Origin of the sequence: Leptolyngbya sp. FACHB-60 (genome assembly GCF_014695775.1) — a bacterium.
Classification (GTDB): Bacteria; Cyanobacteriota; Cyanobacteriia; order Phormidesmidales; family Phormidesmidaceae; genus Nodosilinea.
On the sequence record NZ_JACJOX010000058.1, the window covers coordinates 120,960 to 138,238 of the forward strand.

Annotated in this window: 14 protein-coding genes; 7 read left to right on the plus strand and 7 right to left on the minus strand. The window is 57.4% G+C overall.

Annotated elements, in window-relative coordinates; translation table 11 throughout:
- Positions 1-55 precede the first annotated feature (55 nt).
- The 3 genes from H6F57_RS21890 to H6F57_RS28120 all read right to left on the minus strand — a co-directional run bounded on the left by H6F57_RS21890 (position 56) and on the right by H6F57_RS28120 (position 4,861).
- Positions 56-1,795, minus strand: coding sequence for an adenylate/guanylate cyclase domain-containing protein (locus tag H6F57_RS21890; protein WP_190625946.1), 1,740 nt, complete (start codon positions 1,793-1,795; stop codon positions 56-58).
- A gap of 276 nt (positions 1,796-2,071) precedes the next feature.
- A complete protein-coding gene (locus tag H6F57_RS21895) occupies positions 2,072-4,294 on the minus strand; it encodes a hypothetical protein (protein WP_190625945.1) in 2,223 nt (740 codons plus the stop codon).
- 435 nt (positions 4,295-4,729) lie between these two features.
- Complete coding sequence (locus H6F57_RS28120) at positions 4,730-4,861, minus strand: hypothetical protein (protein ID WP_277873699.1); 132 nt, start codon at positions 4,859-4,861, stop codon at positions 4,730-4,732.
- 133 nt (positions 4,862-4,994) lie between these two features.
- On the opposite strand from H6F57_RS28120, the gene H6F57_RS21900 reads away from it, so the two are divergent.
- On the plus strand, positions 4,995-5,531 hold the full coding sequence (locus tag H6F57_RS21900; protein WP_190625944.1) for a hypothetical protein: 537 nt from the start codon (positions 4,995-4,997) through the stop codon (positions 5,529-5,531).
- A gap of 149 nt (positions 5,532-5,680) precedes the next feature.
- Here the strand turns inward: H6F57_RS21900 and H6F57_RS21905 are convergent, their stop codons facing one another.
- The gene (locus H6F57_RS21905; protein ID WP_199289612.1) at positions 5,681-6,064 is read right to left on the minus strand and encodes a hypothetical protein; all 384 of its coding nucleotides are present in this window, start codon (positions 6,062-6,064) and stop codon (positions 5,681-5,683) included.
- Here H6F57_RS21905 and H6F57_RS21910 point away from each other — a divergent pair.
- From H6F57_RS21910 to H6F57_RS21925, 4 genes are all read left to right on the plus strand, one after another.
- Entirely contained in the window at positions 6,023-6,550 is a 528-nt protein-coding gene (locus H6F57_RS21910) for a hypothetical protein (RefSeq protein WP_190626071.1), read from the plus strand. The two genes, H6F57_RS21905 and H6F57_RS21910, sit on opposite strands and share 42 nt — an antisense overlap.
- Before the next feature lie 141 nt (positions 6,551-6,691).
- Positions 6,692-7,654 (plus strand): sulfotransferase domain-containing protein, encoded by a 963-nt coding sequence (locus H6F57_RS21915; RefSeq protein ID WP_190625942.1) that lies wholly within the window; start codon positions 6,692-6,694, stop codon positions 7,652-7,654.
- A gap of 293 nt (positions 7,655-7,947) precedes the next feature.
- Positions 7,948-11,079: an ATP-binding protein gene (locus H6F57_RS21920; protein WP_190625941.1), complete on the plus strand. Its 3,132-nt coding sequence runs from the start codon at positions 7,948-7,950 to the stop codon at positions 11,077-11,079.
- The gene (locus H6F57_RS21925) at positions 11,072-12,580 is read left to right on the plus strand and encodes a diguanylate cyclase (protein WP_190625940.1); all 1,509 of its coding nucleotides are present in this window, start codon (positions 11,072-11,074) and stop codon (positions 12,578-12,580) included. Before H6F57_RS21920 ends, H6F57_RS21925 begins: the two co-directional genes overlap by 8 nt.
- A gap of 55 nt (positions 12,581-12,635) precedes the next feature.
- Here H6F57_RS21925 and H6F57_RS21930 read toward each other — a convergent pair whose 3' ends face one another.
- The gene (locus H6F57_RS21930) at positions 12,636-13,829 is read right to left on the minus strand and encodes an NAD(P)/FAD-dependent oxidoreductase (RefSeq protein WP_190625939.1); all 1,194 of its coding nucleotides are present in this window, start codon (positions 13,827-13,829) and stop codon (positions 12,636-12,638) included.
- Between the two features lie 75 nt (positions 13,830-13,904).
- On the opposite strand from H6F57_RS21930, the gene H6F57_RS21935 reads away from it, so the two are divergent.
- Positions 13,905-14,639: an AzlC family ABC transporter permease gene (locus tag H6F57_RS21935; protein WP_199289611.1), complete on the plus strand. Its 735-nt coding sequence runs from the start codon at positions 13,905-13,907 to the stop codon at positions 14,637-14,639.
- A gap of 44 nt (positions 14,640-14,683) precedes the next feature.
- Positions 14,684-15,004, plus strand: coding sequence for an AzlD domain-containing protein (locus H6F57_RS21940; protein ID WP_190625938.1), 321 nt, complete (start codon positions 14,684-14,686; stop codon positions 15,002-15,004).
- Between the two features lie 40 nt (positions 15,005-15,044).
- Here H6F57_RS21940 and H6F57_RS21945 read toward each other — a convergent pair whose 3' ends face one another.
- The gene (locus tag H6F57_RS21945; protein WP_190625937.1) at positions 15,045-16,229 is read right to left on the minus strand and encodes a chromate transporter; all 1,185 of its coding nucleotides are present in this window, start codon (positions 16,227-16,229) and stop codon (positions 15,045-15,047) included.
- Positions 16,230-16,323: 94 nt separating this feature from the next.
- Complete coding sequence (locus H6F57_RS21950; protein ID WP_199289610.1) at positions 16,324-17,271, minus strand: chromate resistance protein ChrB domain-containing protein; 948 nt, start codon at positions 17,269-17,271, stop codon at positions 16,324-16,326.
- Positions 17,272-17,279: the final 8 nt, after the last annotated feature.

The following is a 17,279-nucleotide window of genomic DNA, read 5'->3' on the forward strand; positions in this document are numbered from 1 at the left end:
TCCGATATTCCCAGCTGTATTATGACAGACCGCCCAGATCAATGCATGTTGGGCTTCATTCCTCAATGGACTTTTTGCTCCGCAGCCAGTAGGTCTCCATTGCCCCTTTCCCCTTCACCTGCACTGTGCCGCGCACCTCAAATTCATAGCGGTCTTTTAACCGGTTATAGGTCGCTGCTGTTACCTGAATGCCGCCCGCCAGCCCGGTTGATTCCATCCGCGAGGCCACGTTGACGGTGTCGCCCCAGAGGTCGTAGATGAATTTCTTGGTGCCAATTACCCCGCCCACCACGGTGCCAGTGTTGATGCCAACACGAATTTGAAACGCCTCGCCTGTCTTTGAGCGAAAATCGGTAACCCGCTGCTGCATAGCCAGGGCCATATTGGCGATCGCCTCCGCGTGGTCGGTGCGAGGTATAGGCAACCCCGCTGCCACCATGTAGGCATCACCGATGGTTTTGATCTTCTCCAGACCAAATTCTTCTACCAAGTCGTCGAACTCAGAAAAGATGCCGTTGAGCAGCTCCACAACCTCGACAGGCTGCAAGCGGGCAGCAATGGGGGTGAAGTTGACGATGTCGGCAAACAGAATCGTGACCTCGTCAAAGTGCTCAGCAATTGAGGTGCCGTTCTCCTTCAGCCGCTGCACAATCGACTCGGGCAGGATGTTGATCAACAGTTGCTCGGAGCGCTCTTTCTCTTTGTTCAGCTCTTTCAGCGCGATTTCCAGCTCCACTGCCTTTTGCTGGTAGCGAGCGTTGGCCAGGCGCAGGACGCTCTCGTGGGCTAGAGCTTGCTCAGCCCGCGCCAGACGCTGGCTTTCTTGCATTAGTTGTTTGAGTAGCCACCGGCCCAGTAGGCCAAACCCCACCCCGGCCACCAGCAACACCCCGCCCATCAGCTGGCTGGCTAGCAGGCTCTGTTGGTGCAGGTCGCGGTTCAGCTCTACCCGCAACAACGCTAGGGGGCTGCCGTTGATGTCGTCTATGCGGGCGTAGCCAGCAATGCGATCGCCCGTTATGGGGACAACTGCGATCGCATCGTCGGGCAGGGCGCTATCACCAATTCTGGGTTGGCGGTTCAGGCGATCGCGGATCTCGACCTCGCTGAGGCTGAGGGAGCCGTTTAGATCCACTAGTTTCATCTGCACCTGCAAGCGCTGCTCCAGACGTTGAATCTGAGAAGGGCTGAGCACTCTGCCCATCGCAAATCCCCCTTGGGGCGGGGCTGTCTCGGTGCTATTGGTGACGGAACAAATGGCCAGCAGCATGGGGCCTGACTCACTGGCAAGCCAACCGGTCTGGGTATCTCGGGTCTGAGCAATGCTCTGCTGCTGAGACCAGTTTCGCAGGTAAGCGCTCACCGATATCGGTAGCGGGGTCGCCGGAGCACCCTGTCGAGAGAGCTGTTGCCCATAGCGCATCTGCCCGTCAGGCAGGACAACGGCCAGCACATCGACATTCAACAGGTCGGTGAAGTGACTTTTGGCAGCAAAGTTTTCGCGCTCAAAGGTGCGATCGTTGGTCGTCATGTAGGCATAAAACTCGTCCCAGCGAGCATAGTCACAGGTGTTGACCAACAGCCCCCGAAGTTCGCGGTCAACCCCTTCAATGGCCCGACGCACATCCTGCCGGACGGTAACGGTCTCCAACCGATGCAGGCTCTGGGTGACGAAGGCCGCCGAAATCAAATACAGCAGTCCCAATACGCCGAGCGTCCCCAACGACAGAAATAGGCCCAGCCGCCGATTCTTTCGCTGTAGCTTGGCCACAATCAGTTTGCTCTGACTACTCACGCACCCTCGCTCTACTGCTGGTTCGCAGATGCCTGCGTTGTCAGGTTATATCCTTATCGACCAGGGATCAGGTCCGTAGTTGACCGCTGCCAAATTGTAGGGTCATGGCTGCGGTTTACAACAGCCACAACACAACTACCCTGGCTAATGGTACAAACCCTTGTCAAAACATACAGCGGCAGCCTCAAGCGCCGCTGTATGTTTTGTTTAGCAACGCCAAAACGTTCAAACGCTTCAACGTTCACTCAGGAGAGGACCGCACCAGACGGGTTACTGCTATAGAACGCAGCGAATGGATGCCATGACTTGCTGGCGCAAAGGAACTGCCTGAAGTTGACTGGCTACCTGCTGGGCCCGATCGCCCTGCCCCATCTGGGCGTATTGCAGTGCGATCGCTTCTAGCAAACTGCCCCGATCGTCCTCTCTATCGATGACCGTGTAGCCCCCAACCCCTAAGCGATCAACCTGAGATTCTTCCCCAGGAATGGTCTGCGCCACTTGGAAGGCTTGCGCCAGGACGGGAAGCGCAGCCTCGACCTGCTGCAAATCGCCATAGCGTTGAGCGATCGCCAGCAGGAGCTGAGCTCGGCTGCTGGGTTCTGTGAGTTCATTGACCATGGGCAGGGCCAGGTCAAGACGGTTTTGCTGCAACAGAGCCGTTGCACTGCGCTGCAAGCGTGCTGTGCGCACCTCTGAAGGAGGCGTAGCCTGGGCCAGCTGTAGGGCACCGACGTACTGCCTTGCCGCCATGAATACCTCAAAGGGTTGGTCAGTTGGCCCCCCAAAAGAGGGATCGGTGATCGAGCTATCCAACCCGCTGACCCGCTGCAAGAGTTCGCGGGTGGGGTCGGCTTGCCCTGTTTGGGCATAGACAACGGCAATGGCGGTGAGGGCACCGGGCTCGATCAGAGGGCTTTGCGTCATATCGTCGGGGAATTGGCGCTGATAGGTGGCGACCAGATCGTCTACGCTTCCCAACGTTTGCTGGAGCAAATTGTTGGCCCAGGTGGTTTGACCGGCCTGATGGGCGGTCAGGGCGATCGCCGCTAACAGTCGAACCCGTAAGACGGGCCGACTGGCGAGGGGCAGCTGCTGGGCCCAGGCCGCCGCTTGGTCGTATTGCCCGGTGGCCGCGTAGGCGGTGGCGGCCTTGACCATTAGCTCATCCTGGGGGTCATAGTTGAGGGCCACAATCTGATCCCAGGATTGGCTAATCCAGTCAAACTGTTGGGTGTCGATCGCCAGTTGCAGCAGGTCTCCCAAGTAAAGGCTTTGTTCCCAGGGGTCGGCAACCGTTTGCAGAAAACTCAACCGGTCTGACAGCCACGCCTCGACCACATCCTGCTGCCCAGCCTGGCTGTAGGCCACCATCACCAATTTAATCGACTCCTGTTGAGAGCCCTTGAGCTGGGTTTGGGCCAGCTCAAGGGCTTCGTCGCGCTGCCCAAGCTCCAGATAGGCGTCAACCAAGGTTCTAAAGACAAACTCTGGATCTGGGAAGCCCGTAGCTGATTCAGCTTCGGCCCTGGCCTTGGCCATCATCTCAGCGGCCTGGGCGGGCTGGTTGGCGTTGTGGTAGGCGATCGCCACCTTCGTCAGGGCCCAAATGCGCTGGGTGATAGCGGGGATGGCTTGCGCTTCCGTCTCTGCCGCGCTCCAACTTTGAAAGGTAATTGACCCTTCCACTACCCCCCGCAGCGCGATCGACTGCAGCTCATACTCATCGGGCAAATCGGCGGCCATGGCTTTGGCCGGTCCGAAGTGGCCAATGTGGGCATAGGTGGTCGCCATGCGCTGCAAAATAGACAACTTCAGCCACTGCGAGGTGCCGGGCGGAATTTCCGTCGCCGCTCCACCCACCTGGCTCAGCAACACCAGTGCCGAGGTCGTGTCACCCATCAGCGCGTAGGTTTCGGCAATGTCGATCAGCGCACTGGCGGTAAAATCGCTGCCCTGAATCAAGGTTGCTGCCTGCCGCGCCTGTTCCAGGGCTTCCCTAGCAAGTGGGGTTTCACGCTGCTCTAGCACGGTGTAGTAGCGGGCGATCGCCGTGAGCGATCGCGTTTTAGCATAGCTGTGGCCCGAAGGCACCTGATTGGCCAGCGCCATAAACTGCCCTAGGATGGCCTGGAGCTGGGGCCGGCGCACCTGCTGATCCCCCTGGGTCAAGCGCTGCCATCGCGTAGCCAGGTAGCCCTCGCGATGATCCAACAGCCACTGCTCTAGCAGATCTGCCTGAAGCCGTCCATTCCGAAGCTGCCCACCGATCGCCAAAGTCTCCTGTAGCGATTGCAGAGCCTGGTCGGTTTGAGCGTTTTCCAGGGCAGCCCGAGCCTGCTCCCCCGCTACGCCCAGCCGATTTTGCAGGGCGGCATCGGGGTTGCAAACCGCAGGAGCCGCCGCCTGCGCCCGCGCCACATAAACGGGGTTAATGGCGTTTTCTAGGGGAGCGATCGCTAGCACACTCAACAACAAAACCGACTGAATAGAGCGAATCATGGTGGCAAGAGAATGATTGGGTTAATAGAGAAGAGTGAGCGATCGCTAGGTCTGTTCAACTGCTCGCTAAAGGATTTAGAGGCGTTCTACAGAAACCTCAGAGGCCAGCACCTCCCGCGTGCCATCGTCGGCATTTAGGGTAAAGCGCACCCGGCTAGCAGCAAACGCTGCTCGGTGAATGGCCATTTGCGCAGAGCTGACGCTGCCCGAGCACTGACTAAACTCTGCGCGCAGCAGGGTCGCTGGCCGAGGTCAGCAAACGGCAAAAAGCCGCAGCATTCCACACCGCAATCTTGCCCTAAGCCATACAGGGTAATGAGTTGAAATAGACGCTCGTTCAAAGTGGCACTGCAAAGTGGCACTGCCGCCGCTAACGGAGGATCGGGCTGGTTTTATCGTTGTCTGCCCCTAGGCTGACCAACCCCGCAACTCAAATTACAGGTCTACCGCCCCCAAGCTTTTGAGAATGTCAATTTCGCTGGGAGAGAGACCCGTGATACCAGTGATATTCATCGCTTGGTAGAGGCGATCGGGGCGCAGCACGGCGAGGCATTCCCCAGTTTCCACATTTCACAGGCGATCGCGTCTAGTCTTCATCTGCTGTTGCTGCGATATAGGATGAGGCAGTTGTGAACAGGCAGAGTCTATGTCGAGTCACAGGATTAATTGGATATTTGGTTTGCTGTGGTGGCTAGTGAGCATGGGCGCCATTTTTGTCGGTGGATTTGTGGCGCTATGTATCAGCTGGTTTGCTGCTGGTCAACTGGGCATAGCGATCGAAGGCACCAATGAGGGCCCGGTGGGTTCTGTTGTCTTTTTAGCCCTGATGTCGCTGCTGCTTACGGCAGCGGTTGGAGCTGCTCAGGGCTGGCTGCTAAAGCAATATTTGCCGATTGCCCACTGGTTTGGCGCGACGTTGGCAGGTGGGGCAATTGGGGCCGTTATTACTGGCGGAGTCGGATTATCTGGTGACTTTAGTCTAGACCTCCCATCAGCAGCAACGTGGGCAGGAACCGCGATCGCCCAGTGGTTTTTGCTGCGGCGATTTTCGGCCAGGTCGATTGTTTGGCTGATTGCTGGAGTAGTGCAAATCCTGCTCGTTTTGAATCAGCCGAACCTGATGATTCTCAACCCGCCGATAATCATATTGATTTATAGCATTGTGACTGCAATTTTGATTGTCTGGATTTTGAGGGGCAGTTCGCGTTCGATTAAACTGACCGATCCACAGGTCTAGAACACGACCCTCAAAAAATACGAGGTACGCAACTCACCCAAGTCCAAAAGGATTGCAATCAGCTCTGGCGACCGCTTCTACTTCCACAAGCGTAGCTTTCGATGCGAGAGAAGCGACACCAATACCATCCAAAGAATTGGCGGCATTAATCACACGGCTCCCAGGCTTTTAAGAATGGCAATCTCGTTGGGCGAAAGGCCAGTGACGCCAGTAATGTTCATCGCTTCGTAGAGGCGATCGGGGCGCAGGACGTCGAGGCATTCCCCAGTTTCCACATTCCACAGGCGAATGGTTTCGTCGAGGCTACTGCTGGCCAGGATGGGGTATCGGCTGCCGGGGGTAAGGGTAGGCAAAAAGATAACGGCGGTAACGACGGCAGTGTGGCCATCGATTACCCGCTGGCACTGCCAGGTCGCGACATCCCACAGGCGAATGGTGCGATCGCTGCGGCGGCCCTGGCCGGGCTGCCCCAGGAGGGCATTGAACTCCTCTTGCCCCTGCCCTTTCAGGCCGAATCTACGGCGATCGACCACATTGCCATTGACTGGCGGCCTCACGGTCACCCCCCCGAGCCTATCTACGGCGATGCCCACTTCGATATTCATGCCTACACCCTGACCCCTGCCGAGCGCGAGGCCATTACTGCCCAGGGGGCCGACCTGGAAAAAGCCTATAAAACTCCCGCCCCCGAGTACATTCCAGCGGGCTATGTGATGGCCCCCGACAGTGCTGAACCTCGCATGGGTGCCCACTGGGCTGACCCCACGGCGGCAGAGTTTCAGGGCCACCCCCACGGCTTTGACCACACGCTGATCTACGGCTTTTATGAAGGGGCGATCGCCTTTATCGAACCCATGGTGTCCTTCAACTTTCTCTCCAGCCAGCAGGACTTTGAAGGAGCCTTTGCGCTCCCCCAGAGCTACGCTAAACCAGGGCTTTACCCCACCCGCTACCGCATCACCTACAACGAAGCCACCCAGACCTATACCGTGGCGCTGACCGATTTTTGGCGGCCTTAGGCCCAGAACATTCGTTTGAGAATGCTACGGGCGTTCATGCCATGAGATGGCCGTCTGTCTGGAAAGCCTGCCCAGCCCCGTGTAGCTATTTGAGCTGTGTAACACCTACTACATTTCATTGCTTTCTTAAGGAGACCCATGATGACCCAAGCCATCAGCAGACCCGCTCAGACCTCGGTTGCCGACCTCAATAGAACCCGGGCAAACAACTGGCCCGTTAAGACCCGCGAGCTGCACAGCCACCACTTTGACTCCACCATTTGGAATGACTTTCAGTTTCGCGACGACGACATTGTGATTGCCACCTACGGCAAATCTGGCACCACCTGGATGCAGCAGATTGTCGCCCAGCTGATTTTTGATGGCCAAGAGGGGCTGAGCGTGGGCGAGATGTCGCCCTGGATGGATCTGCGGGTGCCGCCTGCGCCGGAGAAAATGGCCGCCGTGGAGGCCCAAACCCACCGCCGCTTTCTCAAGACCCATTTGCCGGTGGATGCGCTGGTTTTCTCACCTCAGGCGAAATACATCTACATTGGCCGCGATGGCCGCGACGTGCTCTGGAGCCTCTACAACCACCACGCCAACGCCAATGACCTGTTCTACGACCTGGTGAACAACACCCCTGGACTGGTGGGGCCACCCCTTGAGCCGCCGACTAGCTCGATTCGGCAGTACTTTCAGGATTGGTTGCAGGGTGACGGCTACCCTTTCTGGTCGCTGTGGGACAACATGCGATCGTGGTGGGAGGTGCGCCACCTGCCCAACGTGCTGCTGGTGCACTACGCCCAGCTCAAAGCAGACCTGCCGGGTCAAATGCGCCGCATTGCCGAATTCCTTGAAATTTCCATTGACGAGGCCCAGTGGGACGGCATTGTGGAGCACTGCACCTTTGACTATATGAAGCGCAACGCTGAGCAGATCGCGCCCCTGGGCGGCCAGATCTTTGCGGGTGGGGCCAAAACCTTTATCAATAAGGGCACTAATGGCCGCTGGCGCGACATTCTCACAGCTGAAGATATTGATTGGTATGAGGATGTGTCCCAGGCCCAGCTCGGCGACGATTGTGCCTACTGGCTGGCCAACGGTGAACTGCCGGTCGTTTAGGCTCTCTTTTAGAAACTCAGTTATTTAGGTCAAAGCTACCCTAGGCATTCTGCTGGGGTGGCTTTGCTGTGGATGATGGGTAGCCTATTGGGTACGACAAAGCCGCAATTGTCAACGCTGCGATCGAACAATTCGAATTACTTCGAGCGGGGTAATTTAGGGCCTAGGCACCTGAGTTACGGGCATTATGAACGATATGACGAGTAGCTGTTGGTAGGCTTAGCAGCCCTCAGCTGGACTCGATGTAAACGCTAACGGCCTTTGGCTGTAAGCACTCCCTCGGCTAGATTGGTATGGCTGAAACTCTTGACCGTCAAACCTCGCGATCGCTCAACAATGACGACTTGCTTGCCTTAGAGCTCTACAATCCCTATCCGATTCGCTTCATTCAGAATATTCAGCCCCACGGACTGTTGATCTCTCTGAGGTACCCAGACCTGACGATCTTGCAGGTGAGCGCCAATGTTGAGGATCTGCTGCACCAATCCCCTGCCGAGCTGCTTGGGCAGCCCTTAACTGTGGCCTTTGCGGCCGCCGATGTAGAGCTGCTGCGCCACTGTCTCGACCAAAATCAGGCGGCGGCCTACCTCACCCTCGCCCACCCGACCACTGGCCAGTCGTTTGCGGCTAGCCTGCACTGGCAGCAAGAGACGCTGCTGATGGAGCTAGAGCCGCAGACCGCCGATGAACCCACCTCAGAGGACCTGTGCTGCCAGATCAATACGGCGATCGCCGCCTTTGGCACCGCCTCAGACTTGCAGTCGCTAGTCGATCTTTTTGCCCGCGAAATTCAGCGGTTGACGGGGTTTGATCGGGTGATGGTGTATCGCTTTCAGCCCGATCAGAGCGGGGTGGTGGTGGCCGAAGTCAACCGCAGCCACCACGAAAACTATCTGGGGCTGCACTACCCGGCCACCGATATTCCCCGCGAGGCGCGATCGCTGTTCTACACCAACCCGCTTCGGTTTATTCCTGCTCTTGACTACGTGCCTGTGCCGCTGGTGCCGGAAGAAAACCCCCTCACCCAAAGCCCGCTCGATCTGGGTGCCGCCGAGCTGCGGGGAGTATCGCCACCCCACATCGACTATTTGCACCGCATGGGCGTCAGCACCTCCATGACCTTTTCGCTCACCGACGATCAACGGCTGTGGGGATTGGTGGCCTGCCATCACTACCAACCCAAGGCGGTGCCCAAAATTACCCGGATGGCGTTTACGATGCTGGTCAAGGTGGCCAGCCTAGAGCTGATGCGTCACCAAGAGCGAGAGCGCAGCTATTACCAGATTCAAAACAAAACTCTGCTGGGGCAGCTCGGCATCGCCATCAACGAAACCGAAGACGCGGTGCTCAAAACCCTCACCACCAACGCCAACCTGCTGTTAGACATGTTTGAGGCCGAGGGGGCTGCTCTGGTTTTAGACCAAGACTATGCCCTGGTAGGGGCTACACCAGCCAAAGCCGAGGTCAAAGCCTTGATTGACTGGCTGGCCGAGCGGGGCGAAGACCAGGTGTTTGCCACCCAGACGCTGGCGCAGGCGTACCCCCCCAGCCAGCAGTGGGCGGTGAAATCGGCGGGCGCACTGGCGATCTCGATCTTTTTAAAACAGCCCCGGCCCGTGTCGTACCACATTTTGCTGTTTCGCTCTGAGCAGATCGAAACGGTGTACTGGGCGGGCGAGCTGAGCGCCAGCGTCACCCTCGATGAGGCTGGGGAACCGAAGCTCTGCCCCCGCCATTCGTTTGACCTGTGGAAGGAGCTGGTGCGGGGGCGATCGGTGGCCTGGTCAACCCGACAGCTCGAAGCGGCAGCCGATTTGCGCAGCACCCTGATGCTGGCTGTGCTGAATTTTTCGAATGTGGCCCTAGAGAAGGCGGCAGAGCGGGCCGAGGTGGCCAACCGGGCCAAGAGCGAATTTTTGGCCAACATGAGCCATGAGATTCGCACACCGATGAATGCCGTGCTGGGGTTTACCGATTTGCTGCAAACCATCATTCAAAACCCGGTGGCGCTGGACTACCTGGAGGCAATTTCGTCCAGCGGCAAGACCCTAATGTCACTGATCAACGACATTCTTGACCTGTCTAAAATCGAGGCGGGTCAGATGGATATCAAGCTGGAGCCGACGGATATTGCGCTGTTGATCCAAGATATTCAACACATTTTTCAGCAAAAGGCGGCGCAAAAAGGCATTCGGCTGCGGATGATTTTGGGCACGGGGTTGCCCAAAGCGCTGTGGCTTGACGAGGTGCGGCTGCGGCAAATTTTGTTTAACTTGGTCGGCAATGCGCTGAAATTTACCGAGCAGGGCCATGTCGATATTGAGGTGGCCTGTACGGGGCTGCCCACGGTGCAGGGCGAACCTGCGGTCAATCTCAAGATTTCTGTGGCCGACACGGGCATTGGCATTGCCGAAGCCGATCAGCAGCGCATTTTTAATGCCTTTACCCAGAGCTACGGCCAGAGCGATCGCAAGTTTGGCGGCACGGGTCTGGGGCTGGCGATCACCTATCGGCTCACCCAGCTGATGGGCGGCACCATCGAGGTCGAGAGTCAGCTGGGTCGGGGCAGCACGTTTATCTGTGAGTTTAGTCGGGTGGCGATCGCCCCTGAGGGTAGCTCTCAGCCGACGGCGATCGAGGCCGAAACCGACTTAAACCAGTGGACACCGCTCAAAATTTTGGTAGTAGACGATGCTCGGTCAAACCAAGATTTGATCGCGGGCTACTTTCGCAACACCCACCATCGCCTGCTGTTTGCCGAGAACGGACTAGAGGGGGTGCAGATGGCGCAGACCCACCTGCCCAACCTGATTTTGCTCGATCTGCGGATGCCGCTGATGGATGGTCAGGCGGCGGCCCTGGCCCTCAAGCAGCATGAGCCGACCCGCTCTATTCCGATTATTTTGATCACGGCTTCGCTCAGCTATGAGGGTGAAACCATGCTTGCCAGCGACCTGTATGACGGGCTGCTGCACAAGCCCGTTAAGCGCCAGCAGCTCTTTGAGCTGATGCAGCGCGTGGTTGGCGCTGGAGTGCTCCCAGCGGTAGAAACTCGCTCTAGCGCTGGTGCAGCGGCGATCGCATCCAGCCCGAGCGCCGTTAACCCCGGTGCAGCGACTCTGACGACCCCGACCCCAGAGCGGCTGTTGGCGTTGCTCACCCAGCTTCAGGCGATCGCCGTTGACTGCTGGCAACCGCTGCGGCAAACCCTAGAAACGCGATCGCTTGAAACCTTTGTTGAAGAGCTGCGAGGGGCGATCGCGGTTTACCCCTACCCACCGTTGTCTGACTACTTGACCATCTTGACCATGCAGCTAGAACAGTTTGACTGGGAACATTTGCCCCATACCGTGAATGCGTTTGCGCCCCTGCTAGAGACGTTGACTCAGCAGGTTACGGCTTTTGGTGAGACCCCTCATGATTAAGCCCCCAGCGTTTGAGCCCGAGCAGTGTTTGATTATGGCCGTCGACGACGTGCCTGCCAATCTCAAGATTTTGCAGCAGGTGCTCAACGCAGTGGGCTATCGCACCACCTTTGCCACCCGTGGGCAGCAGGTGTTAGACCGGCTGGAAGATATCAAACCCGACCTGATTTTGCTCGATCTGATGATGCCAGAAATGAGCGGCATCGATGTGTGCGATCGACTCCAGCAGAATCCGGCGACGGCCCACATCCCGATTATTTTTTTGACGGCCAGCCACGAAATTGAGCATTTGGCCCAGGCCTTTGAGTACGGGGCAGTTGACTACGTCACCAAACCCTTTAACGCTGTCGAGCTGCTGGCCCGCATTCGCACCCATTTGGAGCTGAGCCAGCTGCGCAAACAGGCTCAGTTTCAGGCCCAGTGGGAGGCAATTTCTCGGCAGATCGTGCAGGACATTCATGCCTCTATTCATCTGCAAGACATTCTCAACAATACGGTCAAAGCCATTCAGCAGCTGCTGACGGCGCGTCGGGTGATGGTCTATCGCTCCTGCAATCCCCAGGGCTGCAAACTGCTAGCGCTCTCGGGCGATAGTCTGGCCTTAGAGCTTTGCGTCCAGGGGTTAGGCCGCCCCTATTTAGAGCACTGTGCGGGTGGGGGGGGCACGCTCACCAAGCAGCAGATTTGCCTGATCGACGCGGCTCCGCTGACCCCCCACGGCGGGGCCGCATCCTGCCGGACTAATGTGCCCCAAGAGCTGTGTCTGCCGATTCACCAACAGGGCCAGTTGTGGGGTGGCCTGGTGGTGCAAAATGACCCCTGCGCCCGCCCTTGGGTTCAGCGAGAGGTCGAAACCCTGACCCTAATTGTGCAGCAGCTCGAAATTTCGATTCAACATGCCGAGCTGCACCAGCGCTTGAGCGCGGCTAACCAGGAACTAGAGCGCATCTCAAATACCGATGGGCTAACGCAAATTGCCAATCGACGCTGCTTTGATCGGCAGCTAACGCGAGAATGGCGACGCCTACAGCGGGAAAAGCAACCTCTGGCGCTGATTTTGTGCGATATCGACTACTTTAAGCTGTTTAACGATACCTATGGCCATCCTAGCGGCGACACCTGCTTAGTGGCGGTAGCCCAAGCCCTCAAGCGCTGCCTAAAACGTCCCGCCGATCTGGTGGCGCGCTATGGGGGCGAGGAGTTTGTGGTGCTCTTGCCCAATACTGAGTTGGCGGGTGCCATTGAGGTGGTTGAGCAGATGCAGGGGGCGATCGCTAAGGTGGCGATCGCCGACGCCCCCACGCACCAGCTCACCCTGAGCTTCGGCATCTATGCGATAGTGCCCCAGCCGTCTACCAAGGCAACTACCGCCCTCGCCCTCGCCGATCAGGCGCTCTATGCCGCCAAACAAGCCGGGCGGAATCAATACGTGATCGCCCCCGATATAGCCGTCGCTAGTTCAATTGAGCCATTGCCCCGATCTAAACATTCCAATGTTTGAACGTTTAGATCGGGCTCGTGTCCCCAGGGCAAATGTGGTGTAGCCACTTTGCCGTTTATTTGGCTGCCAGCGCATCGCGCAGGGGTTTGCTCATCCAGTTCAGCCCGACGCGCACTTGGTGTGAAAAGGTGGGCATGCGGTAGAGGTAGGCCAACCGGCGAGCGACGTGGGCCAGCTCGCCATTGAGCTGAATGCCCAACCCGGTGAGGGTGGCGCGGCTGGTGCCCAAAGTGAGCATTTCGCCCATGTGACGGTAGCGGAAGGGGAGCTGGGGGCGATCGCTAATTCCAGCCCAGATATTCCACCCGACAAAGTCGGCCTGTTGCAGGGCGACCTGGGCGGTGGTGGGCACTTGCTGACCGTCGGCATCGCGGCAGTCGGCCACATCGCCCAAGGCATAGACGCCAGGGGCATCGGTCGCCTCTAGGGTGGGCTGCACCACCACCTGCCGCCGCTCGTTGTGCTTGAGGGGCAGGTCAGCAATGACGGAATTGACCTGAGTGCCCACGGTCCACAGCACCAGATCTACCGGCAAAATATCGGTTTGCTCCCGAAAGGTGAGACTGATGGTGTCGGCGGTGACGTTGTCTACGGTGGTTTCGAGATCGATCCAAACGCCCAGATCAGAGAGCACCTTTTGGGCCACCTCACGGTTGTACTCAGGCGAGGTGCGCAGAATCATATCGGTGCTTTCGACTAGGCGCACCCGGCCCCGTTCCCCTAAATGTTCTGCTACTTTGCAGGCTAGCTCGACACCGCTGTAGCCGCCGCCCACCACCGCCACGCGAATTTTCTCGGCGTTGGTGGCTTCGAGCAGGCGCAGGCGTTCCTTCAAATGGTAAGCATCTTCTAGGGTGCGGAAGGCATGGGCGTGCTCGGCCACGCCGGGAGCCATGTGCATCGGGGTGGTGCCGCCCAGGGCCAGAACCAGGCGATCGTAGGTGAGCACCATGTTGTCGCTGAGGCTGACGCGGTGCTGGTCGAGGTCGATGCCAGTGACTTCTGCCTGGCGAAACTGCACGGCAGTCCCGGCCAGCAGCTCGGCGTAGGGTGGGGCCACTTCCCAGGTTTGCAGTTCGTCGGTGACCAGTTCATAAAGCAGGGGCAGGAAGAGGAAGCGATCGCGGTGGTCAACCAGCGTAATCGTTGGTGGGGTGCCCTCCCACGGCAGCTGGCTGAGGCGCAGGGCTGTGTAGAGGCCGCCAAAGCCACCACCGAGAATACAAATTTGCTGGGGAGCGTCTGCCATAGTGAAAAGCCGTGATATCTCTTCTACCTTCTAACTCAAAATGGAAAGAGTCATCCTGCTTTGCGGAGATTTCTTTTGGCTATAGCGTCAGACTTTGGGGTGCGCTCTCCCCGCCAAGAGTTGCTGGCCGGGGCGCGAGACATTATTCCCCTGGTGGTGGGGGCAGTTCCCTTCGGCATTATTTTTGGCACCCTGGCCCAGGGCAGTGGCCTATCTTTTGGGGCGACGATTGGCATGTCGGCGTTTGTGTTTGCTGGGTCGTCGCAGTTTATTGCTCTGGGTTTGCTAGCGGCGGGCAGCACCCTGCCCTTGATTGTGCTGACTACGGTGGTCGTCAACCTGCGCCACATGCTCTATGCGGCCAGCTTGCTGCCCTATGTGCAGGGCTCCTCCCATCGATGGAAAGCGGTAATTGGCTTCTTTTTGACCGATGAAGCCTTTGCGATCGCCATTCGTCGCTACCTACAGCCCGACCCTAGCCCCTACAAGCACTGGTATTACCTGGGTGCAGCGGTCACCATGTACGGCAACTGGATTCTCTGTACCTGGCTGGGGCTGACGGTGGGCCAATTAATCCCCAATGCGGCGGCCTGGGGGCTAGATTTTGCCATGGTGGCGACGTTTATCGGCATGATCGTGCCCTACGCGACGACCCAACCGATGATAGGAGCCATCTTGATTGCAGGAATTGTGGCTGTCTTAGCTAACGGGCTGCCCCACAAATTGGGATTGATGGTGGCGGCGATCGCAGGTGTCGCCGCAGGCTACTGGCTCGAAACCCGACCCCAACGGGCGAAGGGCAATGGGTAAAGCCCACCAATTCAAAATTCAAAGTTGAAAGTTCAAATCTTCCTATGAATGACTGGCTACTCGTCGCCGCCATGACCCTGGTAACATTTGCAATTCGCTACGTGCTGCTGGCCTTTAGCGGGCGCATTCAACTGTCGCCGACCCTGGTGCGGGCGTTGGGCTATGTGCCCCCGGTGGTGCTGACAGCAATCGTGGTGCCTGCGGTGGTGCTGCCCGATAGCGAGACGCTCTGGCTAGGCTGGCAGAATGCTCGGCTGGTGGGGGCGATCGCCTGCGTTGTCCTCGCCCTGTGGCGCAAAAACTTGCTGCTCACCATTGCGGGCGGCATGGCTGTTTTCTGGGGCTGGCAGTGGTTAGTGGGCTAAACGGGCAAAGCCTTGAACCTAACTATCAGGTGCTGTCGCCTCACCCAGGTAGAACGGTCAGGGGATAAATCAAAAGGCCAAGGAGTGCCGCGATCGCCACAATCAGCGGTTCGGGCAGTTTTTTCCCAAATTTCAACAGCGCTACTAGCGTGACCACGGCGATCGCAATCGTGGGGATATCGTGGAGCGTTTGTCGCCCTAACACCACAACAGCCCCTGCGATCGCACCCGTTGCCGCCACCGTTACCCCATTGACAAAGGCAGCAATGGCCGGGTGTTTACCATGCTTCTTGAAATAGGGAGCCGGAATAATCGTCAGTAGGTAGCAGGGAATAAACATGGCGATCGCAGCCACACAAGCCCCTGGAAATCCAGCTACCAAAAATCCGATGAATCCTGTAGTAATTACGACCGGCCCCGGCGTAATCATCGCTACCGCCACCGCATCAAGAAACTGTTGTGCATCTAGCCATTGAAAGTCTTTGACTACCCCACCATACAAAAATGGAATGATAGCTAAGCCGCTGCCAAAGACAAACGAACCTGCCATAGCAAAAAATAGGAATATCTGCCCCAGCAGCGCTGGAGTAGCGACTGGAATGGTGGCTAGCAGAGACACTAAAGGTAGCCCTAGAATACTATTAACTCGATTGCTCTTCACCCAATTTTTGGGCGGTGATTTCAGCCACCAGACCAAAAAACCTGCGCCCAAAATCAGCTCCACCCGCTCTGACTGGGTGATGATAGTTGCCGCTGCATTGACTAAATAGATGCCCCACAACAGCCAGTCGCGACCCACAGTTTTGCGCGTTAATTTGTAGGCGCTAATGGCAATAATGCCGATCACCGCTGCACCAACGCCATAAAACACCGCCTGCATCCAGCTCAGGCCACCGTATAGGGTGTAGGCCCAGCCCAGGGCTACCACTATCAAAAACGAGGGCAGCACAAAAGCTATGCCAGCTAGTGCTGACCCTAAAATGCCGTAGTGAATATAGCCCATGTAAAACCCTAATTGTGCGGCCAAGGGGCCAGGCGCGACCTGAGCCAGCGTCAACCCCTCCTGATAGCCGGCTTCAGAAATCCACTGACGCTCTTCGACTAGATCTCGGTGCATATATCCGACCAGGGCGATCGGCCCGCCAAAACCGAGGGCCCCCAGTTTTAGAAAGTACTGCGTCAGCTGGGTTAACGAATACGATGGTTTATCAAGATCTAGGGACATTAGGAGTTGTTGCTTGTTGGTTTTGAGCAGAGTGAAATTGCCAGAAAATTTATTGACAAAAAATGGGTAGGTTAAGGGTCTGTTTTAGCCCTCTCTATACCAAGGCGGCATAGAGCCCCTCAAACAAAGCGATCCCATGGGTTTCGAGAGCAGAATCTGAAAAGCCTGCCACCCGCCACCCGCGCAGCAACGCCTCAACACCCACAATTTGAGGATGTAAATATATCCCATCCCGCAGATCAATTTCGTGGACGATTTCTCCAATCGTTTGCACTCTGGCATCGTCTAAATTGAAGGTTTTAGCCATGACCTCGAAGGTACACAAGTTGCCCTGATGCTGAAAATCACCTTGGTGCATATCAAAGGGAATTTCATCAGCCTTGGCAGTTTTGTCGTAGCGAATTATGGCTTCGGGATGAATAAATCGTCGAATCAGCCAGATGCAAGCCAGTCGATCGACATGGGGGCGGGGACGGGTCACCCAGTGGGCCTGGCGATAATTTGCGATCGCCTGGGGAGCAATGGTGACAGTGGGGCTGGGAGGCAAGAGTGCGTGGGTCAGTTGTTTGAGGCGAGCCGCGACGGTTTTTTGTTCAGGGCAATCAAAAAAGTCGATCTGGCGAATGTCGGCATGGTGCTTGTAGAGCTTTTCTAGGGCTTCGCGAATTGGGGCGCGATGGTCAAAGACCGGCCCAGAAGGGCCATCGCTCGCCTCATCCAAAGCTGTTAACGCCATCTCTAATTCCGTCACCTTGGCCTCCAGCTCGGTATAGTCTTCGCGTCGCACCTCATGAAATCTGTTGATCATGCTTTGTGAACTCACGCCTTCGAACTGCTCTACCCGCATGATCAGCGCCTCTCCTTTGGCCTGCCGCACCTCCTGAGCCAGCCACTGAAACGCTTCTAAGCAGGCGTCTCGATCGGGCAAAATCTGCACTCCGCTAAGGGCGATCGCACCAATGCGTCGCAATCGCCGCCACAGCGTCACCCGTGGGCTAGAAGACTTGGACGGCAACGAGTAGGTAAAGACAATCCAGCTCAAGGCAACCC

Coding starts and splice junctions, on each gene's coding strand:
- H6F57_RS21920 (WP_190625941.1), top strand. CDS start 7,948: ATGGCTGAAACTCTTGACCGTCAAACCTCGCGATCGCTCAACAATGAC.
- H6F57_RS21900 (WP_190625944.1), top strand. CDS start 4,995: ATGGGCGCCATTTTTGTCGGTGGATTTGTGGCGCTATGTATCAGCTGG.
- H6F57_RS21915 (WP_190625942.1), top strand. CDS start 6,692: ATGACCCAAGCCATCAGCAGACCCGCTCAGACCTCGGTTGCCGACCTC.
- H6F57_RS21930 (WP_190625939.1), bottom strand. CDS start 13,829: ATGGCAGACGCTCCCCAGCAAATTTGTATTCTCGGTGGTGGCTTTGGC.
- H6F57_RS21895 (WP_190625945.1), bottom strand. CDS start 4,294: ATGATTCGCTCTATTCAGTCGGTTTTGTTGTTGAGTGTGCTAGCGATC.
- H6F57_RS21925 (WP_190625940.1), top strand. CDS start 11,072: ATGATTAAGCCCCCAGCGTTTGAGCCCGAGCAGTGTTTGATTATGGCC.
- H6F57_RS21940 (WP_190625938.1), top strand. CDS start 14,684: ATGAATGACTGGCTACTCGTCGCCGCCATGACCCTGGTAACATTTGCA.
- H6F57_RS21945 (WP_190625937.1), bottom strand. CDS start 16,229: ATGTCCCTAGATCTTGATAAACCATCGTATTCGTTAACCCAGCTGACG.